The following is a 26,557-nucleotide window of genomic DNA, read 5'->3' as shown; positions in this document are numbered from 1 at the left end:
GGCTGGCCTTGGGGGGGGGGGGGGGCGGGCGCCCCCCCCCCCCCCCCCCCACGCCGCTCTCTTCTGGTCTCTCGGCTTACGCCTGCGGCTGCGTCTGCCGGGAGCCGCGCAGCCAGAGCATCCCGGTGACCGGCAGCAGCACCGGGATGAAGACATAGCCCATCCCGTACTCCGACCAGACCGTCGAGTCGGGGAAGGCCGACGGCTCGAGCACCGTCCACGTCCCCACGATCAGCACGCCCGCCAGCTCGGCGGCGCAGCACACCAGCGCCGCCTTGCGGGCCGTCTCCCCGCCGCGCACCAGCGTGTACGTGATGAACGCGTACACCACGGCGGCCACCGCCGAGAGCGTGTGGGCCAGCGGCGCGGAGCCGTAGTCGGTGAGGATCTGGTAGACCGAGCGGGAGACCGCGCCGACGGACATCACTCCGTACAGCCACACCAGCAGCAGGCCCGGGCCCTGGACCAGCTTGGTCCGCCCCCGCGCCGTCCGCTCCCGCGCGCCGCTCTCCTCCGCGGTGGACTCGGCCATCGTCAGCCTCCCCAGATGTCGTAGAGCCGCACTTCCAGCACCGCGAGGACCACCGCGCCGGCCGCGACGGTCGCCGAGCCCCAGCGGGTCCGCTCGGCCAGCGACAGGAAGCCGGCGGCGGGGACGGCCGCGGCCGAGCCGATGAGGTACGCCAAGAAGATCGCGGCGCCCTCGTGCGCCTTCTCGCCCCGCGCCAGCTGCACGATCCCGAGGACGAGCTGCGCCAGCGCCAGCACCGACACGATCGCCATGCCGATGAAGTGCCAGTCCTTCGTCGGCTGGTCACGGGAGAACGCGAAGCCGCACCAGGCGGCGAGGGCGAGCGCGGTCACGGCGACCGCGACCGTCAGGGCGACAAGCATGGCTCCGAGAGTATTACGGGCCAAACGGCCCGATGCGCGCGGGCCTGGGCGCCATGAGCCGGGGCACTCATGCGCCGGGGCAGCCCCGCCGGCCTGGGCGCCCCGTGGGCCGGGGCGTCTCGCCGGCCGGGGCGCCCCGTAGGCTCGACCACCATGATGATCCACGCCCAGGCCCTGCTCTTCGACAACGACGGAACCCTCGTCTCCTCCCTGGAGTCGGTGAACCGCTGCTGGACCCGCTGGGCCCAGGAGTACGGCATCACGGCCGAGGACTTCGCCCGTATCGAGCTGCACGGCCGTCCCGCCGTGGAGATAGCCGCCGACCTGCTGCCCGCCGACGTGGTGCCCGAGGCGGTCGCCCGTATCGAGCAGCTCGAGGTCGAGGACGTCGCCGGGGGAGTGGTGCTGCTCCCCGGGACCGCCGAACTGCTCGAGAGGCTGCCCGCCGACAGCTGGGCCGTGGTGACCTCCGCCACGCGCCGGCTCGCCGAGGCCCGCCTCGAGGAGGTCGGCATCCGGCCCAAGACGCTGATCGCCGCCGACGACATCACCCAGGGCAAGCCCCACCCGGAGCCCTATCTGCTGGGCGCCGCCCGGCTCGGCGTGGACCCGGCGCGCTGCGTCGTCTTCGAGGACGCCCCGGCCGGCCTGACCGCGGGGCGCGCGGCGGGCATGCGGACCGTGGCCTTGGCCACAACGCACGAGGCCGCCGAGCTCGTCGCCGACGTGGTCGTCAAGGACCTCTCGGCCGTGTCCGCGCAGGCCGTGCACGACGGCGTGGAGATCGTCGCGGCCGACTGAGCTGTCCACATACTGTGTCGATGCTGTCCGCTATACGGACAGCGTCGATCGTCTCGTCCATGTCTCTGCTTTACTTGCCGCCATGACCACGACGAGCAGCCGCACCCTTGCGACCGAGGCGATCACGACGCCCGGTGCTCGTTGTATGTGTCGAATGTGCGCCTTCTGAGGGCCCCTGCCTGAGACTCGCGCCCCCGAAGCGAGACCGACAGCCGCGCCGGATCCGAGCATCCACCTGGAACGCCTCGGACCCGAGCCTGCCCCCGCGTACGCGTCGCCCCCGGCCACCAGCCGCTCAGCCGTGCGCGCGTCGGAACCCGAATGCCCCGTGCCCGGCGGACACCGCGCCGCGCACTCGACAGTGACGGAAACCCTGTGATCACCACTACGGGCCTTACGAAGATCTACCGGTCCCATCAGTCGCGAGGCCGTGAGGTCGCCGCCCTCGACGGCGTCGACCTGCACGTCCGCGAAGGCGAGGTCTTCGGCGTCATCGGCCAGAGCGGCGCCGGAAAGTCCTCGCTCATCCGCTGCGTGAACCTCCTGGAGCGCCCCACCTCCGGCACCGTGACCGTCGACGGCCAGGACCTCACCGCGCTGGCCGGCCGCGGCCGCCGCGCCTCCAAGGAGCTCCGCCAGGCGCGCAGCCGTATCGGCATGGTCTTCCAGCACTTCAACCTGCTGTCCTCGCGCACCGTCAAGGACAACGTCGAACTGCCCCTGGAGATCCTCGGGATCTCGGGCGCCGAGCGCTCCCGCAAGGCGCTGGAGCTCCTCGACCTGGTGGGCCTCGCCGACAAGGCGAAGGCCTACCCCGCACAGCTCTCCGGCGGCCAGAAGCAGCGCGTGGGCATCGCCCGTGCACTCGCCGGAGACCCGAAGGTGCTGCTCTCCGACGAGGCGACCAGCGCACTCGACCCGGAGACCACCCGCTCCATCCTCCAGCTGCTGCGCGACCTCAACCAGCAGCTCGGACTGACCGTGCTGCTCATCACGCACGAGATGGACGTCGTCAAGACAGTCTGCGACTCGGCGGCCCTGATGAAGAAGGGGAAGATCATCGAATCCGGAACGGTGAGCGAACTGCTCGCGACCCCCGGCTCCGAGCTGGCCCACGAGCTGTTCCCGGTGGGCGGCGAGGCCTCGGGCCCCGAGAGCACGGTCATCGACGTGACCTTCCACGGGGAGGCCGCCACCCAGCCGGTGATCTCCCAGCTCTCGCGGACGTACAACATCGACATCTCGATCCTCGGCGCGGCCATGGACACCGTCGCCGGCCGGCAGATCGGCCGGATGCGCATCGAGCTCCCGGGCCGGTACGAGGAGAACGTCGTGCCGGTCGGCTTCCTGCGCGAGAAGGGCCTCCAGGTCGACGTCGTCGACCTGGACGATGTTGCTGAGGCCGCCGCCCCCGCCGAGCCGGCCGCCGCCGTGCCCGCGCAGGGCGACGCGCTGGTGAAGGAAGGTGCCAAGTGACCTGGACGGAGATGGAGCCCCTGCTCAGCCAGGGCACGATCGACACCCTCTACATGGTGCTCTGGTCCACCCTCGTCACCGTCGCCGGCGGACTCCCGCTCGGCGTGCTGCTCGTCCTCACCGACAAGGGCGGACTGCTGCAGAACGTCCCGGTGAACAAGGTCGTCGGCGTGATCGTGAACATCGGCCGCTCGCTGCCGTTCATCATCCTGCTGATCGCGCTGATCCCCTTCACCACCCTGGTCGTCGGCACCTTCATCGGCCCCAGCGCCATGATCGTGCCGCTCGCCGTCGGCGCGATCCCCTTCTTCGCCCGGCTCGTCGAGACGGCGATCCGCGAGGTCGACCACGGACTGGTCGAAGCCGTCCAGTCCATGGGCGGCTCGATCCCGACGATCGTCCGCAAGGTGCTGCTGCCGCAGGCCCTGCCCTCGATCGTCTCCGCTGTCACCACCACCGTGATCGTGCTCGTCGGCTACTCGGCGATGGCCGGCGCGGTCGGCGGCGAGGGGCTCGGATCGAAGGCCGTGACCTACGGATTCCAGCGCTTCGAGACCCAGTTCATGCTCATCACGGTCGTCATCCTGATCGCGATCGTGACGGTCGTGCAGCTCGTCGGCGACGGCGTCGTACGGCTCCTGGCGCGCCGCGGCCGCACCGCCTCCTGACCCCCACACCCCCCACACCCACCCAAGAAAGCCCGCACTCCTTGTCCGGGCGCAGTTCCGCTCCACCAGAAAGAGGCACTCTTCGTGCGTAAGAACATCAAGCTCACCGCGGCCGCCGCCGCTGCCCTGGCCCTCTCCCTCGGCCTCACCGCCTGCGGCACCGCCTCCGACCCGGCCGCCAAGGCCGAGTCCGGCGCCAAGGCCGACCCGAACAAGGCGCTCGTCGTCGCCGCGTCCCCGACGCCGCACGCCGACATCCTCGCGTACGTCAAGGACAACCTGGCGCAGAAGGCCGGACTCAAGCTCGAGGTGAGGGAGTTCACGGACTACGTCCTGCCGAACACCGCCACCCAGCAGGGTCAGGTCGACGCCAACTTCTTCCAGCACAAGCCGTACCTGGACGACTTCAACAAGAAGAACAAGACCACCATCGTCCCGGTCGTCAACGTCCACCTGGAGCCCCTGGGCCTCTACTCCAAGAAGGCCAAGGCCCTCTCGGACATCACGTCCGGCCAGACGGTCGCCGTCCCCAACGACACCACCAACGAGGGCCGCGCGCTCAAGCTGCTCGCCGACAACGGCCTGATCACCCTCAAGGACGGCGCGGGCTCCGGCGCCAAGCTCTCGGACATCGAGGACGCCAAGGGCCTGAAGTTCAAGGAGATCGAGGCCGCCACGCTGCCGCGCGCCCTGGGCGACGTCGACGCCGCGGTCATCAACGGCAACTACGCCATCGAGGCCGACCTCGAGCCCGCCAAGGACTCCCTGGCGCTGGAGAAGGCTGAGGGCAACCCCTACGCCAACTTCCTCGCCGTCAAGGAGGGCAACGAGAAGGACGCCCGTGTGGAGAAGCTCGCGAAGCTGCTCAACTCCCCCGAGGTGAAGAAGTTCATCGAGGACAAGTACGCCGGCTCCATCGTCCCGGCCTTCGGCCCCACGGCCAAGTAAGGCCCCCGGCAGAACACTTGACTCAGGCCCCGCGCACCGACCAGGGTGCGCGGGGCCTGGTCGTACCGCCACCCGGCCATGCACAGCCGGCACTCGATGTTGCATGCTGTGCCTTTACGGCTACGACCCTGACGTTGGTCTTCGGCATGGAGCTGCGCATGACTACCACCTTTCCGGACGTGTCCATCAGCACGGAGCGGTTGGTGCTGCGCCCCTTCGAGCACGCCGACATCCCGGCGCACACCGAGATGATGAACGACGAGCCGGTGATCGCCTGGACCTCCGCGCCGCACCCGTACACCGTGGCGGACGCCGAGGAATGGGTCCGCAGGATCGCTCCTGCAGAGCGCACCAGGGGCCGCGGCATCGTGCTGGCCGTCACCGAGTTCCTCACCCAGCGACTCGTCGGCGCGGTGCATCTGAGCAACACCAACTGGCGCACCCTGTCCACCGAGGTCGCCTACGTCACCGCTCCCTGGGCCCGCGGCGAGGGCTACGCCACCGAGTCCGTGCTGGCCGTGGCCCAGTGGCTGTTCAGGGTCCAGAAGTTCGAGCGCCTGGAGATGCGCACGGCCGCCGACAACACGGCCGCCCAGCAGGTAGCCCAGAAGATGGGGTGCATCAGCGAGGGCGTGCTGCGCAACGCCTGGATAGCGCGGACCCGGACCGAGGACGGCGGCTGGACGGACATCCGCACCGATCTGATCGTGTGGAGCCTGCTGCCCGAGGACCTCGACGGCGTCGCCGACCAGCTGGCGGACGCCGGATACGCCTCCTTCCCCGACTGGAACTGAGCGCTTCTCCCTGACGGGAGCAGCCGGGAGCCGCCGGGAGCGGCCAGGAGCGGCCAGGGGCTGCCGGAGCCGAGCACTCCTCCCCGCCGGAAGCCGCCGGAACCGGGCGCTCCTCCCTGGCGGGCGCCGAGGGGGAACTGAGCGCTCCGCTCGCGGGCCCCGCCCAGCCGGAGCGGGCCCGGGGGGCCGAGCCCGGCGCCGGGAGGCGGTACCGGGCGGATCCGGCCCGCGCCCGCTCCAGGTACTCTCGCCATGCCCGCCCCCGCGGGCAGCCCCGACCTGCGACGACTCCAGGAGACTGACGACGATGGCCGACCGGGTCACGGTGATCGGCTGGGACGGCTCGCCCCTGACCGCTGCCGCCAGGTCCGCCCTCGCCGCAGCCACCCTGGTGGCGGGCGCGGCGCACCACCTCGCGCTGCCCGAGGTGCCGCCCGGCGCCGAGCGCATCCGCCTGGGCAGCGTCGACCTGGCCGCCCGCCGGATCGCCGGGCACCGCGGCAGCGCCGTCGTCCTCGCCGACGGAGACCCCGGCTTCTTCGGAGTCGTACGCACCCTGCGCGCGCCGGAGCACGGCCTGGAGGTCGAGGTCGTGCCCGCGGTCTCCTCGGTGGCCACCGCCTTCGCCCGGGCCGGGATGCCCTGGGACGACGCCCAGATCGTGGTCGCCCACCGCCGCACCCTGCGCCGCGCCGTCAACGTCTGCCGGGCGCACGCCAAGGTCGCCGTCCTCACCTCCCCGGGCGCCGGCCCCGCCGAGCTCGCCCTGCTGCTCGAAGGCGTCCACCGCACCTTCGTGATCTGCGAGGAGCTGGGCACCGAGCGCGAGCAGGTCACCGTACTGACCTCCGACAAGGCCGCGGACCACGCCTGGCGGGACCCCAACGTCGTCATCGTCATCGGCGGCGCCGGCGCCGCGGGCGCCCCCGGCGGCGCGAACCACGGGGGAGGCTGGATCGCCGCCCACGACCCGGGCTACCCCGCGCAGGCCCGCGGCTGGGCCCTGCCCGCGGAGTCCTATGGAGAAGTACCGCCGCAGGGACTCGGCGAAGGGGAGTCGGTGCAGCTGCGCGCCGCCCAGCTGGCCCGCCTCGGCCCCCGTATCGGCGACCTGGTCTGGGACATCGGAACCGGAGGCGGGGCCCTCGCCGCCGAGGCCGCCCGCTTCGGGGCCGCCGTGATCGCCGTCGACGCCGACGCGGCGGCGTGCGCCCGCGCCGAGACCGCCGCCCGCCGCTCCGGCGTACGCCTCCAGGTCGTGCACGGCCGCGCGCCCCATGTGCTGGAGCGGCTGCCCGAGCCGGACGTCGTACGCATCGGGGGCGGGGGAGTACCCGTCGTGACCGCCTGCGCCGACCGCCGGCCCGAGCGCATCGTGACCCATGCCTCGACCCGCGACGAGGCCGAGGCGATCGGCGCCGCGCTCGCGGCCGGCGGATACGCCGTGGAGTGCGCTCTCCTGCAGTCCGTGGAGCTCGACACGGCGGCTTGGGCGGAGCGTGAGCGCTCCGTCGTGTTCCTGGTCTCAGGGCAGCAGCCCGACCGCGCCCCCTGACCCGCTGCCGCACGGCGCGAGGTAGGCTGGCCGATCGTTGTACCGCTGCCGGTCGTTCGTCGCTTCGTTCGTCAATGTCTGGAAAAGGGGCCGCTTTGGCCCCCGTCTGTGGTACCTCGGAACCGGGGGGACGCGCGACGTGGCGCAGCCCACAGCGGACCGCGGCGGATCTCTCTGCCGCGGCGGCGCGCGACCGCGACAATGCTTGATGTCCGTGGGGCATCGTGCCGTGCGGCGCACACGCTCGTTCTTGTTTACGGGCGTCGGGTGCGCTGTGTTCGAGCGCCCCGGAAATCGGGCGAAGGAGCACAACCAATGGGCGAGGGGTACGCATGACTGACACCGGCCAGATCCCGGGCGAGGGGCTGCCGGAGGACGCAGGCATGGTGGAGCAGCCGGGCATCCCCGCTGCGGGCGCGTACACCTACCTCGACGCCTCCGAGAACGCTCCCGAGGAAGACGATCTGCTGCTGATGCCGAGTGCACAGGGCGCGTGGAGCGACCCGCAGCCCGGCCCCGCGCAGCCGCTTACCTCCGCGGCCCTGCCCGTCCACGAGCAGCACCCGGGCGCGCCCGCTCAGGGCGCCGTGCCCCAGGCGGCGCCCGTCGTCGAGCACCAGGTCGCCGAGCAGTTGGTCTCCGAGCACCACAGGAGCGCTTCCGCACCGCTGCAGACGCCCCTGGGCCCGGAGGCGACGCCCGCGTTCCCCGCGCCCGAATTCCAGGCCGCCGCGTTCCCCGCCCAGGACTTCCCCGCGCCGGAGTTCACCGCTCAGGAATTCCCCGCCCCCCAGTTCAGCGCGCTGGACTACGCGGCCGCCCCCGCGCCCGCGCCGCTGGCCGAGCAGGTCGCGCCCGCCTTCGTGGTGGACCAGGCCGCCGACTCCGCGTTCGCGGAGCAGGACGCCGCACAGGCGGCCGCCCTTCAGGCGTCGGCCGTCCAGGCAGCGGTGCACGAGACCGGTGCGCACGAGGCCGGGGGCCGTGACTCCGGCTCGGTCGACCTCAGCGGCGTACGCATCCCGCCCGCCTCGGCCACGCCGACGCCGCCGCCCGCGCGACGCCCCCTGCACATGGGCCCGCCGGTTCCCGACTCCTCCTCCGGCGGAGTCGTGCGCTCCCTGGCCGACCGCGGCCCGGCGGGCGCCCCTGCCGCCGTTCCCGTACGGCACGCGGGGCCGGCCACCACCGGCCTGGAGTACCTCGACATCCCGCGCGACGAGCCGGCGACGGTGCTGCCGGGACCGCAGCTGGGCGAGATTCCGCCGCAGGCCGGGGCTCCCTGGGACCCTCAGCCTCAGCAGTCACACGTAACGCCTCAGGCCCCAGCAGAAACGGTCGTCCCGGAGGCGGCCGTTGTGGAAACGGCTGTCCCGGAGTCGGTCGCCCCGGAGCCGGTCGTCGCGGAGGAGGCGCCGCTCGTCGCGGAGGCGCCCGAGGCGGCCCAGGTCGCCGCGGCCGTACCGGCGCCCGAACCCGCGCCCGTCGTGGCGGAGCCGGAGGCTGCGCCCGTCGCCGTTCAGGCCGCTGCGGCGCCCATGCCCGTGCCTCAGCCCGAGCCGGTCGCGGATCATGCTCTGGAGCAGGCCCCGGCGCCCGCTCCGACGGGGGAGTTCGTGCCCGTCGAAGGGTCCGTGCCGACCGCGCCCAACCTGGCCCCGACGCCGGTCGCCGTCATCGTTCCGGAGCAGGCCCCCGAGGCCGCGCCCGAGCCGGTCGCCGAGCCCCTGCCGGTCGCCGAGGCCGAGCAGGCCGTGGCGCCGGAGCAGGCCACGGTACCCGCTCAGGCCGCCGCAGAGCCCGAGCCCGCGCCCGAGCCGGCGCAGGTCGTCGAGCCGGAGCCCCAGGCGGCCGAGGCCGTCATCCCCGCGCCGCGTGAGGAGGCCGAGCCGGTGGAACCCGTCGCCGCCGAGGCAGCGAACGTCCCGGAGCCCGTCGAGGTCGCCGAGGCGGTCGACGCCGGGCAGCCCGCGCCCGAGGCCGTGGAGGCGCCCGCACCCGAGGTCGTCGAGGCTCCCGCCCCCGAGGCCGTCCAGGTCACCGAGCCCGCAGTGGTCCCGGCACCTGAAGCCGTGCAGGTCCCTGAGCCCGCAGCGGTCCCCGCCCCCGAGGCCGTCCAGGCCCCCGAGCCCGAGCTCGTCGCCGAGCCCGAGCCCCAGACGGACCCCCAGCCCGAGCCGGAGCCGGAGGCAGAGACCCAGCCCCAGGCAGAGACCCAGCCCGAGGCCGAGCAGCAGCCCGAGCCCGTCGCGCCCGAGCCCGTCGCCGCCGAGAGCGCGCCCGCGCCCGGCTACGCCGACGCCGAGCGCGAGGCCGTCCTGCGCGTCATGCGCGAACGCCGGGACATCCGCAACGGCTTCCGCTCCGACCCGATCCCGCACGAGGTCCTGCTCCGCGTCCTGGAGGCCGCGCACACCGCGCCCAGCGTCGGCCACTCGCAGCCCTGGGACTTCGTCGTCATCCGCTCCGCCGAGACCCGGCGGACGATGCACGAGCTGGCGCAGCGCCAGCGTGAGGCGTACGCCAAGTCGCTGCCGAAGGGCCGCGCGAAGCAGTTCAAGGAACTGAAGATCGAGGCCATCCTCGACACCCCGGTGAACATCGTCGTCACCGCCGACCCGACCCGCGGCGGCCGCCACACCCTCGGCCGCCACACCCAGCCGCAGATGGCCCCGTACTCCTCGGCCCTCGCCGTCGAGAACCTCTGGCTCGCCGCGCGCGCCGAGGGCCTCGGCGTCGGGTGGGTCAGCTTCTTCGACGAGCGCGAGATGGTGCGCGCCCTCGGCCTGCCCGAGCACCTCGAGGTCGTCGCCTACCTCTGCGTGGGCTACGTCGACGAGTTCCCCGAGGAGCCCGAGCTGATGCAGGCGGGCTGGTCCAAGCGCCGCCCGCTGTCGTGGGTCGTCCACGAGGAGACGTACGGCCGCCGCGCCCTGCCCGGCGAGGAGCCGCACGACCTGCTCCAGGAGACCGTCTCCAACATCCGCCCGCTGGACGCCAAGGCGCTCGGCGAGGCGTGGGAGCGGCAGAAGCGGATGACCAAGCCGGCCGGCGCGCTCGGCATGCTGGAGATCATCTCCGCGCAGCTGAGCGGTCTGTCCCGGATGTGCCCGCCGCCGATCCCGGAGCCCGCGGCCGTCGCGATCTTCGCAGGCGACCACGGAGTGCACGCCCAGGGCGTCACCGCCTGGCCGCAGGAGGTGACGGCCCAGATGGTCGCCAACTTCCTCGGCGGCGGCGCGGTCTGCAACGCCTTCGCCAACCAGGTCGGCGCCGAGGTCTGCGTCATCGACGTCGGCGTGGCGTCCGACCTGCCCGCGACCCCCGGCCTGCTGCCGCGCAAGGTCCGCCCGGGCACGTCCGACTTCACGACCGGCCCCGCGCTCAGCCGCGAGGACGTCCTCGCGGCCGTCGAGGTCGGCATCGAGACGGCCCGCGACCTGGTCGCGGCGGGCAACAAGGCGCTGCTCACCGGCGAGATGGGCATCGCCAACACGACCGTCTCCGCCGCGCTGATCTCCGTCTACACAGGCATCGACCCGAGCGAGATCACCGGCCGCGGCACCGGCATCAACGACGAGATGCACGCCCGCAAGGTCGATGTGGTCCGCCGTGCGCTGGAACTGCACGCGCCGGACCCGGCGGACCCGATCGGCGTGCTGTCGGCGGTCGGCGGCCTGGAGCACGCCGCGCTGGTCGGCTTCATCCTCGGCGGCGCCTCGCTGCGTACGCCGGTGGTGCTCGACGGCGTCTCGGCGGGCGCGGCCGCGCTGGTCGCCCGCGCGGTCGCCCCCGAGGCGCTCGCTGCCTGCATCGCCGGCCACCGCAGCGCGGAGCCCGGCCATGTGGCCGCCCTGAACAAGCTGGGTCTGCGTCCGCTCGTCGACCTCGACCTGCGCCTCGGCGAGGGCACCGGCGCGCTGCTGGCGCTCCCGGTGGTCCAGAGCGCGGCCCGTGCGATGCACGAGGTGGCGACGTTCGACTCGGCGGGCGTGACGGAGAAGTGACGCGGAAGTAGCCCCCTGGGGTTGTGGGGCGACCGCTCGCCGGGCCGGGGACGGCTCCGCGGGAGGGCGCGCACAACCCCGGGGACGGCCCTCGGCTGCGGCAGTCCGCACGCCGGCGCCGGCAAGCCCCCGGCTCAGTGACGGGACCCATAGTCGGCCTGGCCCCTGGGCCGTACGCTGCCCCGGGGCCGTACTCTGGTCGCAAAACAGCTCTCACCAGCCGCTTCACCGCCGCAGCGGCTCCCCACCCGCACGTCCCGCACGTCCCGTACGAGGAGCCGTACCCTCATGGCCGAGCCAGCTGAGCACGCCGAGCACCCCGCCTACCCCGTCGGACTCCGTCTCGGCGGCCGGCGCGTCGTCGTCCTCGGCGGTGGCCAGGTCGCCCAGCGCCGGCTCCCCGCGCTCATCGCCGCCGGCGCCGACATCACCCTGGTCTCCCCGTCCGCGACCCCCTCCGTGGAGGCCATGGCCGAAGCGGGCGAGATCAGCTGGGTCAAGCGCCGGTACGCCGACGGAGACCTCGCCGACACCTGGTACGCGCTCATCGCGACCTCCGACGCCGACGCCAACAACGCCGCGTCCGCCGAGGCCGAGCGCAACCGCACCTGGTGCGTCCGCTCCGACGACGCGAGCGCCGCGACCGCATGGACCCCGGCCACCGGGCGCTCCGAGGGCGTGACCGTCGCCGTGCTCACGGGCAAGGACCCCCGCCGCTCCGCCGCCGTACGCGACGCCATCGTCGAGGGACTGCGCGACGGGACCCTCGCCGCGCCCCACCACCGCAGCCGCGCCGACGGCCCCAGCGTCGCCCTCGTCGGCGGCGGTCCCGGCGACCCGGACCTGATCACCGTGCGCGGCCGGCGCCTCCTCGCCGAGGCCGACGTCGTCATCGCGGACCGCCTCGGCCCGCGCGACCTGCTCGACGAACTGCCGCCGCACGTCGAGGTGATCGACGCCGCGAAGATCCCGTACGGCCGGTTCATGGCCCAGGAGGCCATCAACAACGCGCTGATCGAGCACGCGAAGGCCGGCAAGGCCGTCGTCCGCCTCAAGGGCGGCGACCCCTTCGTCTTCGGCCGCGGCCTGGAGGAGGCCCAGGCTCTCGCCGAGGCGGGCATCGCCTGCACGGTCGTGCCGGGCATCTCCAGCTCGATCTCCGTCCCCGGGGCCGTGGGCATCCCCGTCACCCACCGCGGGGTGGCGCACGAGTTCACCGTCGTCAGCGGCCACGTCGCCCCCGACGACCCCCGCTCGCTGGTCGACTGGGAGTCCCTCGCGCGGCTGACGGGCACCCTGGTGATCCTGATGGGCGTCGACAAGATCGGCGCCATCGCCCAGGCCCTGGTCGCCCACGGCAAGGCCCCCGACACCCCGGTCGCGCTGGTCCAGGAGGGCACGACGGCCGCGCAGCGCCGCGTCGACGCCACCTTGGCGACGGTCGCCGAGCGGGTCCGGGCCGAGGAGGTGCGGCCGCCGGCCGTGATCGTGATCGGCGACGTGGTGGCGGTCGGCGCGAGCCTGCGGAAGTAGCCGTACGAGCCGTCCCGCCCCCGGCACGGCCTCGGCTGTGCCCCGAACGCCGAGCCCCGACGTGCCCGACGCCGTGGCCGAACACCGTGCCGTAGCGGGGGCGCTGCTCCCCGGCGCCCTCCGAGCCGTTGGCGCCACACCCCGAAGAAGGCAGTATCACCCTGTGGCTGATCTCATCACTGTCGAGGACCCCGACGACCCGCGTCTGCGCGACTACACCGGACTGACCGACGTCGAGCTGCGCCGTAAGCGCGAGCCCGCCGAGGGCCTGTTCATCGCCGAGGGCGAGAAGGTCATCAGACGGGCCAAGGACGCCGGTTACGAGATGCGGTCGATGCTGCTCTCGGCGAAGTGGGTCGATGTGATGCGCGACGTCATCGACGAGCTTCCCGCGCCCGTGTACGCGGTCAGCCCCGAGCTCGCCGAGCGGGTCACCGGCTACCACGTGCACCGCGGCGCGCTCGCCTCCATGCAGCGCAAGCCGCTGCCCACGGCCGACGGCCTGCTCCAGAGCGCCCGCAGGGTGGTCGTCATGGAGTCGGTCAACGACCACACCAACATCGGCGCGATCTTCCGCAGCGCCGCCGCGCTCGGCATGGACGCCGTGCTGCTCTCCCCGGACTGCGCGGACCCTCTGTACCGCCGTTCTGTGAAGGTCTCCATGGGGGCGGTCTTCTCCGTGCCGTACGCCCGCCTCGAGACCTGGCCCAGGGGGCTGGAGTCGGTACGGGAAGCGGGCTTCAAGCTGCTGGCCCTCACCCCGGACGAGAAGGCGTCCGCCATCGACGAGGCCGCCCCGCACCGGCTGGAGCGCGTCGCGCTGATGCTCGGCGCGGAGGGCGACGGACTCTCCCGGCAGGCCCTGGTCGCCGCGGACGAATGGGTGCGCATCCCCATGGCGCACGGCGTGGACTCGCTCAACGTGGGCGCGGCGGCGGCGGTCGCGTTCTACGCGGTGGCGACGGGCCGCCCCGAGTCCTGACTGGCAGGCGCGGGCGGGCTGCGAGTCCTGACCGGTCTCCTCGGCGGCGCCGGCGGCTGAGCGGGCCCGCCGGCGTACGCGGCGCTCTATAGCGCTCGCGGCTCTATAGCTGCTGCGCGGCGGCGATCCCCAGCGCCACGATCAGCGTCACCACGAAGAAGACGATGATGCGCTGGCGCAGCAGCCGCGGGTTGGCGGGCATACGGCCGCCGGGCCTGCCGCCCGGGCGGCTGTTCGTGCGCGAGCCGTTGGTCCGGGCGCCGTTGGTGCGCGAGCCGTTCGTGCGCGAGCCGCCGCGCGACGGCTGAGGGCGGCCGCCGCCGGTGCGCGGCGACTGCGGGCGCGGCGCGGAGCCGCCGCCCGTGCCCCGCTCCATGCGCTCGGTGCGCTGCGACCGCTCGGTGTAGCGGGAGGTCGGCCTGTCCTGCTCGATCCGCTCGCGCTGGGCCGGCGGGCGGGCCTCGGAGAGCCCCTGCGCCTCCCTGGCCGCGATCTCCTTCAGCCGCATCGACAGCTGGAGCGTGCTGGGCCGCTCCTCGGGGTCCTTGGCCAGACACGCCTGTACGAGCGGAGCCAGCGCGTCCGGCACGCCATAGAGCTGCGGCTCCTCGTGCACCACCCGGTAGAGCATGACCTCGGAACTGCCGTGCCCGAAGGGCGAGTCGGCCGTGGCCGCGTACGCGAGCGTGGCGCCCAGCGCGAAGACGTCGGTGGCCGGGGTGACCGCCGCGCCGCGGACCTGCTCGGGCGCGAGGAAGCCGGGGGAGCCCACTGCCGTGCCGACGTGGGTGAGCGTGGACGCCCCGGTGGCCCAGGCGATGCCGAAGTCGATGATCCGGGGGCCCTTGGGGGACAGCAGGATGTTCGACGGCTTGAGGTCCCGGTGGACGACTCCGGCCTCGTGCACCGCGACCAGGCCCTCCGAAAGGGCCGCGCCGACCGCCGCGACCTCGGCGGCGAGCAGCGGGCCGTCCTCGTTGACCTTGTCGTGGAGAGACGGGCCGGGGACGTACTGCGTGGCGAACCACGGACGGTCCGCCTCCAGGTCCGCGGCCACCAGCCGGGCTGTGCAGCCGCCGCGGATACGCCGTGCGGCGGACACCTCGCGCGCGAAGCGCGACCTGAACTCCTGGTCCTCCGCCAGATCCGGCCGGATCACCTTCAGCGCAACGCGCTGGCCGCGCCGGTCGGAGCCCAGATAGACGACGCCCATACCGCCCGCGCCGAGCCGCCGGTGGAGTCTGAACGAGCCGACGACACGCGGGTCCTCGCGCCGGAGCCGCATCATCGCCATGTCCATCCCCGCTGCCCGGTCGCTGTTTGACGTGGCACAGCTTACGTATCCCTGCCCCGGTGTGCTCATAGGCCGCGCCCTCGCAGCCCGATCGATTGTCAGTGCCGGGTGGGAGACTTGAAGAGTAGTCAGGAGCCCGGGGATGCATGGCTCCTGACGCGTGCGAGATCTCAAAGGTCAGTCGCAGAAGGGGGATTGGATCGATGAAGGGCGACCGCGTGGAGATAGTGGTGGACGCGGGAGACACCACTCGTACCTATGAAGTAGTGGCAAGCCGGGCGGGCCGCAGGGTCGAGACGGCGGTCCGCAGAGGGGTGGTGGAAGTGAGCGAAGTCACCCGCAATGGGACACCTGTGCGGACGGCCCGATTCATGGCCACCAGGGTGCTGGCTCTGGTCGAGCAGCCGGTGCCCCGGGAGGAGGCCTCGGAGGGTCCCCTCCGGGAAGACCCCAAGGCCTAGGGCTGCGTCTCCACCCAGGGGAGTACGCCGTGGGCAGGGGACTCATCCTCCTGGAGGCCCGTCAATCGGTACGCGGGCATGACGCCGTGACCTCGTCGCCTCCCTAATGTTGAAGTCAAGCGGCGGGTGCAGCACTCGTCCCCCGAGGTCAGACACCCGCCGCTGCTAATGACGACAGGGAGAGGGACCATGGCGGACACGGCTTCGCGGGCGATGATCCGCGTGCGGGAACGCAAGGCTCTTGCCGCGTTCGGCGGCCGCGCCTCGGGTCAACGCCACCCGCTGGTGGCGACCGCCATGGTGCTTCCCCTGGCAGCACTGCTCGTCGTCGTCTTCGGCGGCTGGGAGGCAGTGGTGACACAGGCGTCGTCCGTGGGCGTGATGCTGGGGCGCTGAGCGGCGCCCCGGACCCGGAAGAGCGGTCCGGGTCGGGGACATCCGGCCAATCAACCCCGTGGGGACGGGGGTGCGGCGGACGACAGCGTTTGGCCGGTCAGCTGGGGAGCTGACCGGCCATCGCGCTTTCTGCGGGCCGCCGGGAGGCGATTCGTGTGGGGTTGGGGTGCGGCGCCGGCGTGCGTTCGTGTGCGGCGTCGGCGTGGGTGGGGTGCCCGTGCCCGGGTTCTGGTCCGGCGTCCGCGCGCGGGGTGTTCGTGAGCTTCCTCCGTACGGCCGCCGTGACGGTGGCCGGCGCCCGCACGGGGTGCTCGCGCCCGGTCCGGCGTCCGCCTGCGCGGGGTGTACGTGTGCGGCGTCCGCGTGGGCGTCGGTGCCGCTGCCCCGGCTGATACGGCCGTCCTCCCGCGCCCGCCGGCACAGTGCTCGCCGCCGGGGCCGGTCGGAGCCCTCGGTCGCCGCCAGGGGCGGGCCCGCCGCACCCGTACCCCTGCGCGTAGGCTCCCTCGCGGCAGCGCACCGCAGACGCAGCGCACCGCAGACGAGGGGGAGGGAGCATGGCCGACTCCGTCGTACGCGTGCTGGGCGACCTCGCCCACAGCCTGGAGCATGCCCGCGAGCCATGCGTCTGCGAGCGGCCCGTCGTGCTCGCCGACCGGCAGGACGGGACCGTCGTGCGCACCGGAGGCGTCGTCGCCAAGGCGCACGCACCGGACACCGACGCCGCCGCCCTCGCCGCCCGTCTCTCCGTCGCCGCGCACCCCCGGCTCGCCGGAGTCCTGCTGCCCCCGCTCCCGCTCGACCCGGCCGCCCCGCTCGGCGCCCACGGCCGGCCCGTCAGCGTCTGGCCCTACGGCGCTCCCGTCGACCCCGCGGACCCCGACGCCGCACCCTGGGAGGAGGCCGGCGAGCTCCTGGCCCGGCTGCATCGCGTCGAGCCCGCCGAACTCCCCGGCCCCCTCCCGCCGATGCGCGGCCCCGCCAAGGCCGCCCTGGCCGTCGCGAGGATGCGGGCAGCCGCGGTAGGGCGCCCGGCCGTCGCGACCGTCGAGCGGGCCTGGCACGGCCTCCCCGCGTGGGCCCGCGACGAGGCGCCCGCCCCCGCCGCCGAGACCCTGTGCCACGGCGACCTCCACCTCGGCCAGCTCGTCCGCCACCCCGCCCCCGCCGGCCGGTGGCTGCTCATCGACGTCGACGACCTCGGCCTCGGCGACCCGGCCTGGGACCTGGCGCGCCCCGCCGCCTGGTACGCCGCGGGCCTGCTGCCCCCGGAGGTCTGGCAGCGATTCCTGGGGGCGTACACGGCCGCCCAGGGCCCCGCCGTCGCCTCCGCGGCCGACCCCTGGCGCCAACTCGACGTGCCCGCCCGCGCTCTGACCGTCCAGACCGCCGCCCTCGCCCTCGCCAAGTCGGCGGCCGAGAGGCGGGATCTCGACGAGGTGGAACAGATCATGATCGACGCCTGTGCCCGAATTGCGGCGCTCCCGCCCGAGTTGGAGTTCGAGCCCTCGTCGTAGGCTGAACTCCTCGTCGCCGGGCATGCATCCCGGCGACGTCGACCGATCGGCGAGGAGCTGACCTGAGCATGCAGTGTCCCAAGTGCCACGCACCGATGCACACGTACAACCGCAATGGCGTCCAGATCGAGCAGTGCAGCGGCTGTCGGGGGATATTCCTCGACTATGGCGAGCTGGAGTCCCTGACCCGCCTGGAGTCCCAGTGGTCTCAGCAGGCCCCGCCCGCGCCTCCGGCGCCGCAGGCCTACCCCGCGGCTCCCGCCCCCGCCTGGGGCGCGCCGCAGCACCACGGCGGCCACCACGGCGGCCATGGCGGCCACTACCGCCAGAAGGGCTTCGGCCGGATGCTCTTCTCCTCCTGAGCCTCCCCGCGGCGATCGAGCGCGGACGCGGTCCCGGACTCACCCCCTCCGGGCCCGCTCCGCCGCCACTGGCCCGCCCCCGCCCCGCTAGAGAGGCCGGGCAGCTCCGCGCCTCTATAGGCACCCGGGAGGGCTCGCCCCGCTTTAGGCACCGGACAGGCGCCGGGCAGCGTGGCGCGGCATTGCATACGGTCGACGAGGTTCCGTCGGTCCTTCGCTCCTCCCGACAGATCGGCATGCCGGCATGCCGACTGGGAGTAGCACGACGAAGCCCCCGGCCGTCGAGACGGCCGGGGGCTTCGGACAGTGCGCGATACTGGGATTGAACCAGTGACCTCTTCCGTGTCAGGGAAGCGCTCTCCCGCTGAGCTAATCGCGCAGGTCAACCTGCGTTTTGTGCGTACTGCGTGCGCGATACTGGGATTGAACCAGTGACCTCTTCCGTGTCAGGGAAGCGCTCTCCCGCTGAGCTAATCGCGCGGGGACCCTTGCGGATCAGTGGACGATACTGGGATTGAACCAGTGACCTCTTCCGTGTCAGGGAAGCGCTCTCCCGCTGAGCCAATCGTCCTTGGAGGTGGAGACGGGATTTGAACCCGTGTAGACGGCTTTGCAGGCCGTTGCCTCGCCTCTCGGCCACTCCACCAGGAGTGCAGGGGTTTCGGGAATGATCCCCCACTTCGAGCGGACGACGAGATTCGAACTCGCGACCCTCACCTTGGCAAGGTGATGCTCTACCAACTGAGCCACGTCCGCTTGTCGGTTCCGGCCCGCTTGCGCGTCCCGGCGACGTGTTGAACTCTAGCGGATTCCCGGGCCAGCACAAAAACGCGTTTCCGCAGCGTGCTGAGGTGTGTTCGCGCCGCAGCAGCTCATCCGCGCCCGCCATAGACTCACAGACGTGCATGACCTTGCTCCTATGGCCCGCTTCGGGCGCCTTGTCGCCACCGACCTCCGCGACGTCACCAGCGATCCCGAGGCGCTGGACTCCGCCGGCTTCTGGGCCGTCGCCGCGGACTTCGAGGGCCGTCTGACCTGCGCGCGCTTCGCCGACGTCCGCACCGAGCCGGAGCCCCTGCCCGGGCCCGGGCGCTGGGTCGGCCCCGCCGCCGGGGACTGGACCTCCTCGCTGGACCGCGCCGCCTACACCGCGGGCGTACGCCGCATCCGCGAGCACATCGCGGCCGGCGACGTCTATCAGGCCAACCTCTGCCGTGTCCTCTCCGCGCCGCTGCCCGACCCGGACGCCGCCGACGTCGACGCCCTGACCGCGCTGCTGGCGCGCGGCAACCCCGCCCCGTACGCAGGAACGATCCGGCTGCCCTCGCACGGCGTGGAGATCGCCACCGCATCGCCCGAGCTCTATCTGCGCCGAGACGGCCGCACCGTCGAGTCAGGGCCGATCAAGGGCACCGGACGCACCGCCGAGGACCTCCTGGAGAAGGACCACGCGGAGAACGTGATGATCGTGGACCTGGTCCGCAACGACCTCGGGCGGGTCTGCGCCACCGGGACCGTGAGCGTCCCCGCCCTGTGCGCCGTGGAGCCCCATCCCGGCCTCGTGCACCTCGTCTCCACCGTCCGCGGCGAGCTGGGGCCCAAGGCCGGGTGGCAGGAGCTGCTCGCGGCCACCTTCCCGCCTGGCTCGGTCACCGGAGCGCCCAAGTCCAGCGCGCTGAAGATCATCGACGCGCTGGAGCCCGCCCCCCGAGGCCCGTACTGCGGAGGCGTCGGCTGGGTCGACGCCGACCGGGGCACGGGCGAGCTGGCCGTCGGCATACGCACCTTCTGGATCGACCGCTCCCAGGGGGCCGGCCCCGAGCTGCGGTTCGGCACCGGCGCCGGGATCACCTGGGGCTCCGACCCCGAGCGCGAGTGGGAGGAGACCGAGCTGAAGGCGGCACGCCTGCTCGCGGTAGCGTCGGGCGCGTACGAGGCGAGCGGAAGGACCAGCTAGATGAAGCTCTGGGTCAACGGCGGACTCCACCAGGCCGACGAGGCGCGGATCTCCGTCCTCGACCACGGCCTGACCGTGGGGGACGGCGTCTTCGAGACCGTCAAGACCGTCCACGGGCAGTCTTTCGCGCTCACCCTCCACCTCGAGCGGCTGCGCCGCTCCGCGCTCGGCCTCGGACTGCCCGAGCCGGACGAGGACGAGGTCCGCCGCGCCTGCGCCGCCGTCATGGACGCCAACCCCGTAAAGCTCGGCCGGCTGCGCATCACCTACACCGGCGGCCTCTCGCCGCTCGGCTCCGACCGCGGCGACCAGGGCCCGACCCTCGTGGTCGCGCTCGGCGAGACCACGCGCAGGCCCGACGTCACCTCCGTGATCACCGTCCCCTGGACGCGCAACGAACGCGGCGCGCTGACCGGCCTGAAGACCACGTCGTACGCGGAGAACGTCGTCGCGCTCGCCAAGGCCGGCGAGCACGGCGCGACCGAAGCCCTCTTCGCCAACACCGTGGGCCGGCTCTGCGAGGGCACCGGCTCCAACGTCTTCGTCGTCCTCGACGGCGAGCTGCACACCCCGCCCGTCTCCTCCGGCTGCCTCGCCGGCATCACCCGCGCGCTGACCGCGCAGTGGACCGGCGCCAAGGAGACCGACCTGCCCTTCGACGCGCTGGAGCGAGCCGACGAGGTCTTCCTGACCTCCACGCTCCGCGACGTCCAGGCCGTCGGAAGGATCGACGGCCGGGAGCTGCCGGGCGCGCCCGGACCCGTCACCGCCAAGGCGATGCGGATCTTCGAGGAGCGCGCGGCGGCGGACTGGGATCCGAAGGCCGGGTAAATCCGGGTGTCGTCGGGCCGCAGGGCAGGTAGAACTCATCTGATGACCACCACCCTGCGGCCGACCGGGCCGCTCCAGCGCGACGAGCGCGGCGTGCAGTCCCGCTCGTACGAGGTCTGCGTCAACGGCCGTCCCGTCGGCAGGACCGAGCTCTCCACCCACCCCACCCTCGGCCCCAAGGCGGGCGCGATCCGCATGCTGCGCATCGACCGGCCGGACCGGCGGCGCGGGCGCGGCACCGTCGCGGCGCTCGCCGCGGAAGAGGTGCTGCGCGGCTGGGGCTGCACCCAGGTGCTGACCTCCATAGCCCCCGACGCCACCGCCGCGCAGCGGCTGGCGACCGCCCTCGGCTACACCGAGCGCGGCCGCAGCATGACCAAGGCCCTTCCCGAGCAGCCGCCCGAGCTGCCCGCCCATGTCGTGGGCCGCCCCATGACGGAGGCGGAGTACGGGCCGTGGCTCGCCCAGGCGGTGGACGCCTACGCCCAGGAGTGGATCTCCCGCGGCGTGCCGCGCGAGGAGGCGCTCGCCAAGTCCGAGGCCGACCACCGCGAGAACCTGCCCGAGGGCCTCGCCACCCCCGGCGTGTTCATCCATGTCCTCGTCCACGACGGCGAGACCGTCGGGCATGTGTGGGTCGGGCCCCGTGAGCCGCGCTTCCAGGAGCGGGGGGCGTTCGTGTACGACGTCGAGGTCGTCGAGGGCCGCCGCGGCCAGGGCCACGGGCGCTCCCTGATGCTGCTCGCCGAGCGGGTCGCGACTGGCGCCGGGATGCGCCGGATCGGACTGCACGTCTTCGCGGGCAACACTCCGGCGCTTGGCCTGTACGAGTCGCTCGGCTACGAGACGACCGCGTTCAACCTCTTCAAGCCGCTGCTCTGACGCGGGCGCGCGACAGGGTCGGGCGCCCGACGCGGACCCGGACTCGGGGCCTGACCCGGACTCGGACGCGGGCCCGGTCTCGCGCCCGGACTCGGCTCAGGCTTCGGCGAGCAGGCGGTCGGCGATCTCCTCGACGCGGGCGCGCAGCCCGTCCTGGCTCTTGCCGCCGTCCAGCCGCTCGCCGCCGATGACATACGTCGGGGTGCCGGTGACGCCGATCGCCTTGCCCTCGGCCTGGTCGGCGTCGACGATCAGGATGTGCCGGCCATCGATCAGCGCGGTGTCGAACTCGTCGGCGTCCAGGCCCAGTTCACGCGCGACGTCCAGCAGGAAGGGCTCGCCCCGGCGGTCCAGCTCCTCGACGCGCTCCAGCACCGCCTCGACGTAGGGCCATGTCGTGCCCTGCTCGGCGGCCTCCTCCGCGGCCTGGGCGGCGGCGAAGGCGTGCTTGTGCTTCTCGAGCGGGAAGTGCCGCAGCCGCAGCTCCAGCCGGTCGCCGTAGCGCTCGCGCAGGGCGCGCAGATCGGCGAGGGCGCCGCGGCAGTCGGAGCACTGGAGCTCGCACCAGACGTCCAGGACGACGGGGCGGGGGGTGGTGGAGTCGCTCATGGGGTTCAGTCTCCCAGCCCGCGCCCGCCCGCCCCAACCGGGACCAGCCCGCGCCCGCCCGCCCCAGCCGGGACGGGCCCCCGCCCGACCGGCCCGGCTGCCCGGCCCGACCGGGACCTGCCCCCGCCCGACCGGCCCGGCTGCCCGGTCCGACCGGGACCTGGGGAGGAGGCGGCCCCGGAGATCTCCCTGAAGTCCTCTCGGCCCGTGGCCCCGATCGCGGGGGACGGTGCACGATGGAAGGGCATACCCGTGCATGCCCGCCGAAGCCTGGAGGACCGGATGATTGCCGAGACCATTTGCTCCGCGGTGTCCGCGGCGGGCCTGGGCATCGCCGCCATCACGGCGTACCGCAAGCGTTTCCTCGCCGCTGCCCGGATCACCGCCTACTCCCTGATCCCGCTCGGCCTGGTCCTGACCGGCGCGGTCGAGTGGGCGGTCGACACGGCCTTCAGCCCCACCGCCTGGGTCGGCTTCGGTCTGCTCGGCGGGGCGTGGCTGCTGTTCATGACGACCAGGGCCGTCGAGCGCCGCAGCGGCGTCGGAAGCCGCAAGGAGCGCAAGGCAGCCCAGGCGGCGCAGCGCGAAGCGGTGGCCCCGGCGGCGTCCGTGCCCTCCCTCGGGCAGGCGGCCGGCGCCCCTGCCGCCCAGCCTCAGCCGCGCTCCAAGGCGAAGCCGAAGCCGACGTCGCAGTCGGCGGGGTCGGGCGACGACTTCAGCGACATCGAGGCGATCTTGAAGAAGCACGGCATCTGACCGAGAAGCACGGTATCTGACCGAGAATCGCGGCGCCTGGCCGGGAAGGCACGGCGCCGGCGGCCGGCGCGGAGTCCGACCCGGACCGCGCGGAGGCCACGGTTGTGATGAACTCCCCGCATCGGGGGGCGTGTTGAGCGATTGCGGGCGGCCGCACTGCGTCATCATCACCCCGAGATGCTCGATACCTCACGGGGCCAGGTCCCCGCACCGACCCCCCAGCCCCAGTCGGCCGACGAGCCGCGCGGATGTCTCTACGCGCTCTCCCAACCGCCGTTGATGATCTTCCTGGCGGTGATCGGGTTCCTGCTGCTGATGGCCGCCGTGCACGACCTCTTTGTCCTGTGATCCGGGCCCGTGCCCGTGACGCGGGGGTGCGGTGGTGCGGTGATGCCGTGATCCGGTGATCCGTCCGGCGAGTCCGCTTCCGTCCACTGCCGCCCGCGGCTCTCGCGCGATCGCGGACGGATCAGCCTGCCGCCTCCTTGCGGCGCGCCCGGTACGCGGCGACGTGCAGACGGTTGCCGCAGGTGCGGCTGTCGCAGTAGCGGCGCGAGCGGTTGCGGGACAGGTCGACGAAGGCCCGTCCGCAGTCCGGCGCCTCGCAGCGCCGCAGCCGCTCCTGCTCGCCCGCCACCACGATGAAGGCCAGCGCCATCCCGCAGTCGGCCGCGAGGTGGTCGGCGACGGACGCGCCCGGCGCGAAGTAGTGCACATGCCAGTCGTAGCCGTCGTGGTCGGTGAGCTGCGGAGTCGTCCCCGCGGCCGCCACCAGCTCGTTGACCAGCCCCGCCGCGGTCCGGCTGTCCGGCGCCGCGAAGATGTCCGCGAACCGCGCCCGTACGCCCTGGACCGCCTTGAGGTCCTGCGGCCCGAGCTCGCCCACGCCGCTGATGCTGTGGCTCTCAACGAAGGCGTACAGCGCTGGGATGTCCGCGAGCCCGTCGTCTTGATCGCTCTCCGGTGCGGTGTTCACCAGTTCGACGACTGTATCGAGCGCGATACGGGTGTCGTGGGGGATCAGCACGGTTCGCTCCCTGGCCTGCTGCGGGCCGGTGCCCGCCGATTTGCGCTGACTCTAGCGGTTCGTGCCAGGAGCGTACCGGCGAGCACAGCGACGCCGTCACCGCGGTGGCACGCGCGGTGACGGCGTCGCTGATCGCCCTATGGGATTGTGCGCGCGGCGCCGTCTCCCCGAGTCGGACGGCGCCGTGCAGCTCTCGGGGTGGCTCAGCTTTCCGCCAGGATGTGGGAGAGCTCCGTGTCGAGGTCGAAGTGTCGGTGCTCGGTGCCCGGTGGCACGGCGGCGTCGGTCCGCTTCAGGAACGACTCCAGGGCCCGCGCCGGGGCCTCGAGCAGGGCTTCGCCCTCCGGGGAGCTCAGCGCGATGCAGACGACGCCCTGGCCATGACTACGGGACGGCCAGACTCTGACGTCACCCGTGCCGGTGGGCCGGTGCAGCCCCTCAGCGAGAAGGTCGCGGGCGAAGACCCACTCGACCGTCTCTTCGGCTCCGGTGTGGAAGGTGGCGTGCACGGCGTAGGGATCGGCCGTGTCATACCGCAGGCCCGCGGGTACAGGCAGTGAAGACTCGCTCGATACAACGAGGCGCAGGTGCAGCTCGCAGCTGACCGTGGTGTTCATAAGCGCCAGGGCCTTTCGCTCAGTGTGCGCTCGGGGATTCGCACGTCGGCGAAATCGACATGCCACCTACGGTGCCGTTGTAAACCCCTCTGACCGTTTTGTGATCCTTCATGTCGCTCGTACGGCGGTGCGTCACTTTGTGTTATACGCCCATACCGGTGATGCTGTTCAATCCGGTAGGTTTGGCTTCATGAATGCGGAGAGTGACGAGCGGAGCGAGGCCGTCGTACCGACGGCCGCCAAGCCCGCGACGGGGGACGTGACGGAGGCGACGGAGCCGGTACTCGGCTCGAAGGCGCCCCATTTCATCAAGCGGTCCAGGACGCTGCATCTGAGCTGGCAGGTCGGCGTCTTCATCGTCGGCCTCGCGGTCGTCGGCGCGGGCATCGTGATGCTGCCCCTGCCGGGGCCGGGCTGGCTGGTGATCTTCGGCGGCATGGCGATCTGGGCGACCGAGTTCGTCTGGGCCCAGCTCGTGCTGCGCTGGACCAAGCGAAAGGTCACCGAGGCGGCGCAGCGAGCGCTCGATCCGAGGGTGCGCCGACGCAACATCATCCTCACCACGATAGGTCTGGTGATCGTGGCGGTGCTCGTCGGAATCTACGTCTGGAAGTTCGGGATCGCGATGCCCTGGAAGATCAAGGAGTGACCTCGGAAGTGGTCAGGGGGACCCGCTGACATGGGGTAATGTTTGCGGTGCGCCCGGGCGATTAGCTCAGTGGGAGAGCGCTTCGTTCACACCGAAGAGGTCACTGGTTCGAACCCAGTATCGCCCACCACCGGGACCGAAGGCCCCTCAGACGTCGAGTCTGAGGGGCCTTCGGCGTATCCCTCTCAGTGCATCCGACCGAGCGTCTCGCGCAGCCTCCGGGCGTCCCGCAGCCGCTGCTCGTACGTCGCGCCCACAGCGAGCAGCAGCAGCCCGGCGAGGGCCGGCGGCAGCCAGCGCGGCAGCGCCCCCACGACCTGGACGACGTACGGCGCCAGCTCGTGCAGCGCGTCCAGCGCCAGCACCGAGCCGCCCAGCACCAGCAGCGCCTGGAGGCGCAGCCGCGCGCCGACGAGCGTCACGGCCAGCGCCACGACGCCCAGCAGCAGCGGCCGCAGCCAGTGCTCGTCGCCCCAGGCCGCGAAGAGACTCGGCAGCAGCGTCGCGGCGAGACCGGGGCCGTACGCCGTCCACGAGGACGCCTTGCCGTCGCCGCGGCGGCGCACCGCGCCCACGACGAGCGCCGGGACGGTGACGGGCAGCGTGTACGCCTCCACGGCCGACACGTCCCACGCGGCCAGCCGCACCCAGGCGGCCAGGACGAACAGCGCCGTCGCCAGATATCCGGCCGCGACGCGCCGCTCGGCGCGCAGGGCCGTGCCCGCGGCGATCACACCGCAGAGCCCCAGCACCAGGGCGAGCGTCGACGGCTCGGGAGCGGCGAGAGCGACCGCGAGAAGACCCGCGGCGGCGCCCGTGAGCTCTATGGAGAGCGCCACGGGTCCGCGGCCCAGCCGGGCGGCGACCAGCGCGACGGCGGCCGGGACGGCGAGCAGCGCGAGCGCGGCCTGCTCGGGCGCCAGTTCGGCGGCCGCAGCGGCGGCGCCGACGAGACCTGCGGCCAGGGCGACCGCGGAGCAGGCCAGCAGGGCCCGCAGCGCGGTCGTACGAGAGACGAGCGCGGCGCCCGCGAACGCCACGAGGAGGGCGCCGAGCGCGGTGAACGTCGCCGGACGCGCCGCCAGCGACAGCAGGGCGACGCTGACGCCGCCGGCCATCCCGCACCCGAGCGCGGCGCCGGCCACGGCCGCCTGCCGCGACTGCACGGCGAACGCGACGGCGCCGACGGCGAGCACGAGATACACCGCCAGGGCCACGGCGTACGACAGGTCCAGCGCCGTCGGCGCGACGAGCAGCCCGCCCCAGGCGAGGAGGAGTCCGCCGCCCAGAGCGCTCGCGCGCCGGCGCTCCTCGGGAGAGACGCCCTCGGCCCCCTCGCCGAGAGGCGCCGCGTCGACGCGGGGCATCCAGCTCGGAGCGGGCGCAGGGCCTGCCTCCGGCCCGCCCGTCGGGGCCGGGGGCGCAGGCCACCAGCGGTAGGACGTCGCCAAGGCCGCGGCCACGATCGCCAGCAGCACCGGCGCCGGCGTCATCACCGTTTTCTGGTGCAGCTCTCGTAGGCCGCGCTGACCAGCGCTCCG

Annotated in this window: 25 protein-coding genes, 6 tRNA genes and 1 pseudogene; 20 read left to right on the top strand and 12 right to left on the bottom strand. The window is 73.1% G+C overall.

The annotated features are described in order from the left end of the window. Positions 1-76: 76 nt before the first annotated feature. A complete protein-coding gene (locus AB0M39_RS35890; RefSeq protein ID WP_365371503.1) occupies positions 77-532 on the bottom strand; it encodes a hypothetical protein in 456 nt (151 codons plus the stop codon). 2 nt (positions 533-534) lie between these two features. Further along, positions 535-894 carry a hypothetical protein gene (locus AB0M39_RS35885; protein ID WP_365371500.1) on the bottom strand — a complete coding sequence of 120 codons (360 nt, stop codon included), beginning with the start codon at positions 892-894 and terminating at the stop codon, positions 535-537. A 153-nt stretch (positions 895-1,047) separates the two neighbouring features. Here AB0M39_RS35885 and AB0M39_RS35880 point away from each other — a divergent pair, with 153 nt between their 5' ends. The 9 genes from AB0M39_RS35880 to AB0M39_RS35840 all read left to right on the top strand — a co-directional run bounded on the left by AB0M39_RS35880 (position 1,048) and on the right by AB0M39_RS35840 (position 13,658). Beyond that, positions 1,048-1,695, top strand: a complete 648-nt coding sequence (locus AB0M39_RS35880; RefSeq protein ID WP_365371497.1) for an HAD family hydrolase — start codon at positions 1,048-1,050, stop codon at positions 1,693-1,695. Positions 1,696-2,070: 375 nt separating this feature from the next. After that, positions 2,071-3,171 carry an ATP-binding cassette domain-containing protein gene (locus AB0M39_RS35875; RefSeq protein WP_365371494.1) on the top strand — a complete coding sequence of 367 codons (1,101 nt, stop codon included), beginning with the start codon at positions 2,071-2,073 and terminating at the stop codon, positions 3,169-3,171. Further along, positions 3,168-3,839 carry a methionine ABC transporter permease gene (locus tag AB0M39_RS35870; protein WP_365371492.1) on the top strand — a complete coding sequence of 224 codons (672 nt, stop codon included), beginning with the start codon at positions 3,168-3,170 and terminating at the stop codon, positions 3,837-3,839. Before AB0M39_RS35875 ends, AB0M39_RS35870 begins: the two co-directional genes overlap by 4 nt. 84 nt (positions 3,840-3,923) lie before the next feature. After that, the gene (locus AB0M39_RS35865; protein ID WP_365371489.1) at positions 3,924-4,787 is read left to right on the top strand and encodes a MetQ/NlpA family ABC transporter substrate-binding protein; all 864 of its coding nucleotides are present in this window, start codon (positions 3,924-3,926) and stop codon (positions 4,785-4,787) included. Positions 4,788-4,945: 158 nt separating this feature from the next. Beyond that, on the top strand, positions 4,946-5,581 hold the full coding sequence (locus AB0M39_RS35860) for a GNAT family N-acetyltransferase (RefSeq protein WP_365371486.1): 636 nt from the start codon (positions 4,946-4,948) through the stop codon (positions 5,579-5,581). A 307-nt stretch (positions 5,582-5,888) separates the two neighbouring features. Next, the gene (gene cbiE / locus AB0M39_RS35855; protein ID WP_365371483.1) at positions 5,889-7,136 is read left to right on the top strand and encodes a precorrin-6y C5,15-methyltransferase (decarboxylating) subunit CbiE; all 1,248 of its coding nucleotides are present in this window, start codon (positions 5,889-5,891) and stop codon (positions 7,134-7,136) included. 332 nt (positions 7,137-7,468) lie between these two features. Beyond that, positions 7,469-11,143, top strand: coding sequence for a nicotinate-nucleotide--dimethylbenzimidazole phosphoribosyltransferase (cobT, locus tag AB0M39_RS35850; RefSeq protein WP_365371480.1), 3,675 nt, complete (start codon positions 7,469-7,471; stop codon positions 11,141-11,143). Positions 11,144-11,431: 288 nt separating this feature from the next. Further along, positions 11,432-12,676, top strand: coding sequence for a uroporphyrinogen-III C-methyltransferase (gene cobA, locus AB0M39_RS35845; protein WP_365371477.1), 1,245 nt, complete (start codon positions 11,432-11,434; stop codon positions 12,674-12,676). A 163-nt stretch (positions 12,677-12,839) separates the two neighbouring features. Further along, complete coding sequence (locus AB0M39_RS35840; RefSeq protein WP_365371474.1) at positions 12,840-13,658, top strand: RNA methyltransferase; 819 nt, start codon at positions 12,840-12,842, stop codon at positions 13,656-13,658. A gap of 103 nt (positions 13,659-13,761) precedes the next feature. Here the strand turns inward: AB0M39_RS35840 and AB0M39_RS35835 are convergent, their stop codons facing one another. Next, the gene (locus AB0M39_RS35835) at positions 13,762-14,952 is read right to left on the bottom strand and encodes a protein kinase (protein ID WP_365371471.1); all 1,191 of its coding nucleotides are present in this window, start codon (positions 14,950-14,952) and stop codon (positions 13,762-13,764) included. Between the two features lie 203 nt (positions 14,953-15,155). Here AB0M39_RS35835 and AB0M39_RS35830 point away from each other — a divergent pair, with 203 nt between their 5' ends. From AB0M39_RS35830 to AB0M39_RS35815, 4 genes are all read left to right on the top strand, one after another. Continuing rightward, positions 15,156-15,413, top strand: a complete 258-nt coding sequence (locus tag AB0M39_RS35830) for a hypothetical protein (RefSeq protein WP_365371505.1) — start codon at positions 15,156-15,158, stop codon at positions 15,411-15,413. A gap of 189 nt (positions 15,414-15,602) precedes the next feature. Beyond that, a complete protein-coding gene (locus AB0M39_RS35825) occupies positions 15,603-15,809 on the top strand; it encodes a hypothetical protein (protein ID WP_365371468.1) in 207 nt (68 codons plus the stop codon). Positions 15,810-16,366: 557 nt separating this feature from the next. Then, entirely contained in the window at positions 16,367-17,326 is a 960-nt protein-coding gene (locus AB0M39_RS35820) for an aminoglycoside phosphotransferase family protein (RefSeq protein WP_365371465.1), read from the top strand. 68 nt (positions 17,327-17,394) lie between these two features. Further along, positions 17,395-17,688, top strand: coding sequence for a zf-TFIIB domain-containing protein (locus AB0M39_RS35815; RefSeq protein WP_365371462.1), 294 nt, complete (start codon positions 17,395-17,397; stop codon positions 17,686-17,688). A 307-nt stretch (positions 17,689-17,995) separates the two neighbouring features. On the opposite strand, the gene AB0M39_RS35810 is transcribed toward AB0M39_RS35815, so the two are convergent. The 5 genes from AB0M39_RS35810 to AB0M39_RS35790 form a co-directional block, all read right to left on the bottom strand. Continuing rightward, positions 17,996-18,067, bottom strand: a tRNA-Val gene (locus tag AB0M39_RS35810). A 29-nt stretch (positions 18,068-18,096) separates the two neighbouring features. After that, a tRNA-Val gene (locus tag AB0M39_RS35805) sits at positions 18,097-18,168 on the bottom strand. Between the two features lie 19 nt (positions 18,169-18,187). Further along, a tRNA-Val gene (locus tag AB0M39_RS35800) sits at positions 18,188-18,259 on the bottom strand. A gap of 1 nt (position 18,260) precedes the next feature. Further along, a tRNA-Cys gene (locus AB0M39_RS35795) sits at positions 18,261-18,334 on the bottom strand. Between the two features lie 37 nt (positions 18,335-18,371). After that, a tRNA-Gly gene (locus AB0M39_RS35790) sits at positions 18,372-18,444 on the bottom strand. Between the two features lie 145 nt (positions 18,445-18,589). Between AB0M39_RS35790 and AB0M39_RS35785 the strand changes: the two genes are divergently transcribed. Genes AB0M39_RS35785 through AB0M39_RS35775 form a run of 3 tightly spaced genes read left to right on the top strand, consistent with a single transcriptional unit; the run spans position 18,590 to position 21,358 of the window. Beyond that, positions 18,590-19,645: a chorismate-binding protein gene (locus AB0M39_RS35785; RefSeq protein WP_365371459.1), complete on the top strand. Its 1,056-nt coding sequence runs from the start codon at positions 18,590-18,592 to the stop codon at positions 19,643-19,645. Continuing rightward, the gene (locus AB0M39_RS35780) at positions 19,646-20,476 is read left to right on the top strand and encodes an aminodeoxychorismate lyase (RefSeq protein ID WP_365371456.1); all 831 of its coding nucleotides are present in this window, start codon (positions 19,646-19,648) and stop codon (positions 20,474-20,476) included. It begins immediately after the preceding gene. Positions 20,477-20,518: 42 nt separating this feature from the next. After that, positions 20,519-21,358, top strand: a complete 840-nt coding sequence (locus AB0M39_RS35775; RefSeq protein WP_365371453.1) for a GNAT family N-acetyltransferase — start codon at positions 20,519-20,521, stop codon at positions 21,356-21,358. 96 nt (positions 21,359-21,454) lie between these two features. Here the strand turns inward: AB0M39_RS35775 and AB0M39_RS35770 are convergent, their stop codons facing one another. Next, positions 21,455-21,967, bottom strand: coding sequence for a DsbA family protein (locus AB0M39_RS35770; RefSeq protein ID WP_365371450.1), 513 nt, complete (start codon positions 21,965-21,967; stop codon positions 21,455-21,457). A gap of 282 nt (positions 21,968-22,249) precedes the next feature. Here AB0M39_RS35770 and AB0M39_RS35765 point away from each other — a divergent pair, with 282 nt between their 5' ends. Both AB0M39_RS35765 and AB0M39_RS35760 read left to right on the top strand, forming a co-directional pair. Next, positions 22,250-22,723, top strand: a complete 474-nt coding sequence (locus tag AB0M39_RS35765; protein ID WP_365371447.1) for a hypothetical protein — start codon at positions 22,250-22,252, stop codon at positions 22,721-22,723. Between the two features lie 177 nt (positions 22,724-22,900). Then, complete coding sequence (locus AB0M39_RS35760; protein ID WP_365371444.1) at positions 22,901-23,071, top strand: hypothetical protein; 171 nt, start codon at positions 22,901-22,903, stop codon at positions 23,069-23,071. A 121-nt stretch (positions 23,072-23,192) separates the two neighbouring features. Here AB0M39_RS35760 and AB0M39_RS35755 read toward each other — a convergent pair whose 3' ends face one another. Both AB0M39_RS35755 and AB0M39_RS35750 read right to left on the bottom strand, forming a co-directional pair. Further along, positions 23,193-23,750: a CGNR zinc finger domain-containing protein gene (locus AB0M39_RS35755; RefSeq protein ID WP_365371441.1), complete on the bottom strand. Its 558-nt coding sequence runs from the start codon at positions 23,748-23,750 to the stop codon at positions 23,193-23,195. Between the two features lie 203 nt (positions 23,751-23,953). Beyond that, complete coding sequence (locus AB0M39_RS35750) at positions 23,954-24,367, bottom strand: SsgA family sporulation/cell division regulator (RefSeq protein ID WP_003959770.1); 414 nt, start codon at positions 24,365-24,367, stop codon at positions 23,954-23,956. A 190-nt stretch (positions 24,368-24,557) separates the two neighbouring features. Between AB0M39_RS35750 and AB0M39_RS35745 the strand changes: the two genes are divergently transcribed. Both AB0M39_RS35745 and AB0M39_RS35740 read left to right on the top strand, forming a co-directional pair. Then, entirely contained in the window at positions 24,558-25,016 is a 459-nt protein-coding gene (locus AB0M39_RS35745) for a TIGR02611 family protein (RefSeq protein ID WP_365371438.1), read from the top strand. Between the two features lie 55 nt (positions 25,017-25,071). Next, positions 25,072-25,146 (top strand) — tRNA-Val (locus AB0M39_RS35740). A 55-nt stretch (positions 25,147-25,201) separates the two neighbouring features. Here the strand turns inward: AB0M39_RS35740 and AB0M39_RS35735 are convergent. Then, positions 25,202-26,557, bottom strand: a pseudogene (locus AB0M39_RS35735) (hypothetical protein); the annotation flags it as partial.

Source organism: Streptomyces sp. NPDC051907 (genome assembly GCF_040681075.1).
GTDB lineage: Bacteria > Actinomycetota > Actinomycetes > Streptomycetales > Streptomycetaceae > Streptomyces.
Note: the sequence above shows the minus strand (reverse complement) of the source record. Positions and strands in the feature narration are given on the sequence as shown.

Excerpts from the sequence above, each read along its gene's own strand:
- AB0M39_RS35890 (WP_365371503.1), bottom strand. The coding sequence starts at position 532 with ATGGCCGAGTCCACCGCGGAGGAGAGCGGCGCGCGGGAGCGGACGGCG.
- AB0M39_RS35885 (WP_365371500.1), bottom strand. The coding sequence starts at position 894 with ATGCTTGTCGCCCTGACGGTCGCGGTCGCCGTGACCGCGCTCGCCCTC.
- AB0M39_RS35880 (WP_365371497.1), top strand. The coding sequence starts at position 1,048 with ATGATGATCCACGCCCAGGCCCTGCTCTTCGACAACGACGGAACCCTC.
- AB0M39_RS35860 (WP_365371486.1), top strand. The coding sequence starts at position 4,946 with ATGACTACCACCTTTCCGGACGTGTCCATCAGCACGGAGCGGTTGGTG.
- cbiE (WP_365371483.1), top strand. The coding sequence starts at position 5,889 with ATGGCCGACCGGGTCACGGTGATCGGCTGGGACGGCTCGCCCCTGACC.
- cobT (WP_365371480.1), top strand. The coding sequence starts at position 7,469 with ATGACTGACACCGGCCAGATCCCGGGCGAGGGGCTGCCGGAGGACGCA.
- cobA (WP_365371477.1), top strand. The coding sequence starts at position 11,432 with ATGGCCGAGCCAGCTGAGCACGCCGAGCACCCCGCCTACCCCGTCGGA.
- AB0M39_RS35835 (WP_365371471.1), bottom strand. The coding sequence starts at position 14,952 with ATGGCGATGATGCGGCTCCGGCGCGAGGACCCGCGTGTCGTCGGCTCG.
- AB0M39_RS35830 (WP_365371505.1), top strand. The coding sequence starts at position 15,156 with ATGAAGGGCGACCGCGTGGAGATAGTGGTGGACGCGGGAGACACCACT.
- AB0M39_RS35825 (WP_365371468.1), top strand. The coding sequence starts at position 15,603 with ATGGCGGACACGGCTTCGCGGGCGATGATCCGCGTGCGGGAACGCAAG.
- AB0M39_RS35820 (WP_365371465.1), top strand. The coding sequence starts at position 16,367 with ATGGCCGACTCCGTCGTACGCGTGCTGGGCGACCTCGCCCACAGCCTG.
- AB0M39_RS35815 (WP_365371462.1), top strand. The coding sequence starts at position 17,395 with ATGCAGTGTCCCAAGTGCCACGCACCGATGCACACGTACAACCGCAAT.
- AB0M39_RS35780 (WP_365371456.1), top strand. The coding sequence starts at position 19,646 with ATGAAGCTCTGGGTCAACGGCGGACTCCACCAGGCCGACGAGGCGCGG.
- AB0M39_RS35775 (WP_365371453.1), top strand. The coding sequence starts at position 20,519 with ATGACCACCACCCTGCGGCCGACCGGGCCGCTCCAGCGCGACGAGCGC.
- AB0M39_RS35770 (WP_365371450.1), bottom strand. The coding sequence starts at position 21,967 with ATGAGCGACTCCACCACCCCCCGCCCCGTCGTCCTGGACGTCTGGTGC.
- AB0M39_RS35765 (WP_365371447.1), top strand. The coding sequence starts at position 22,250 with ATGATTGCCGAGACCATTTGCTCCGCGGTGTCCGCGGCGGGCCTGGGC.
- AB0M39_RS35760 (WP_365371444.1), top strand. The coding sequence starts at position 22,901 with ATGCTCGATACCTCACGGGGCCAGGTCCCCGCACCGACCCCCCAGCCC.
- AB0M39_RS35750 (WP_003959770.1), bottom strand. The coding sequence starts at position 24,367 with ATGAACACCACGGTCAGCTGCGAGCTGCACCTGCGCCTCGTTGTATCG.
- AB0M39_RS35745 (WP_365371438.1), top strand. The coding sequence starts at position 24,558 with ATGAATGCGGAGAGTGACGAGCGGAGCGAGGCCGTCGTACCGACGGCC.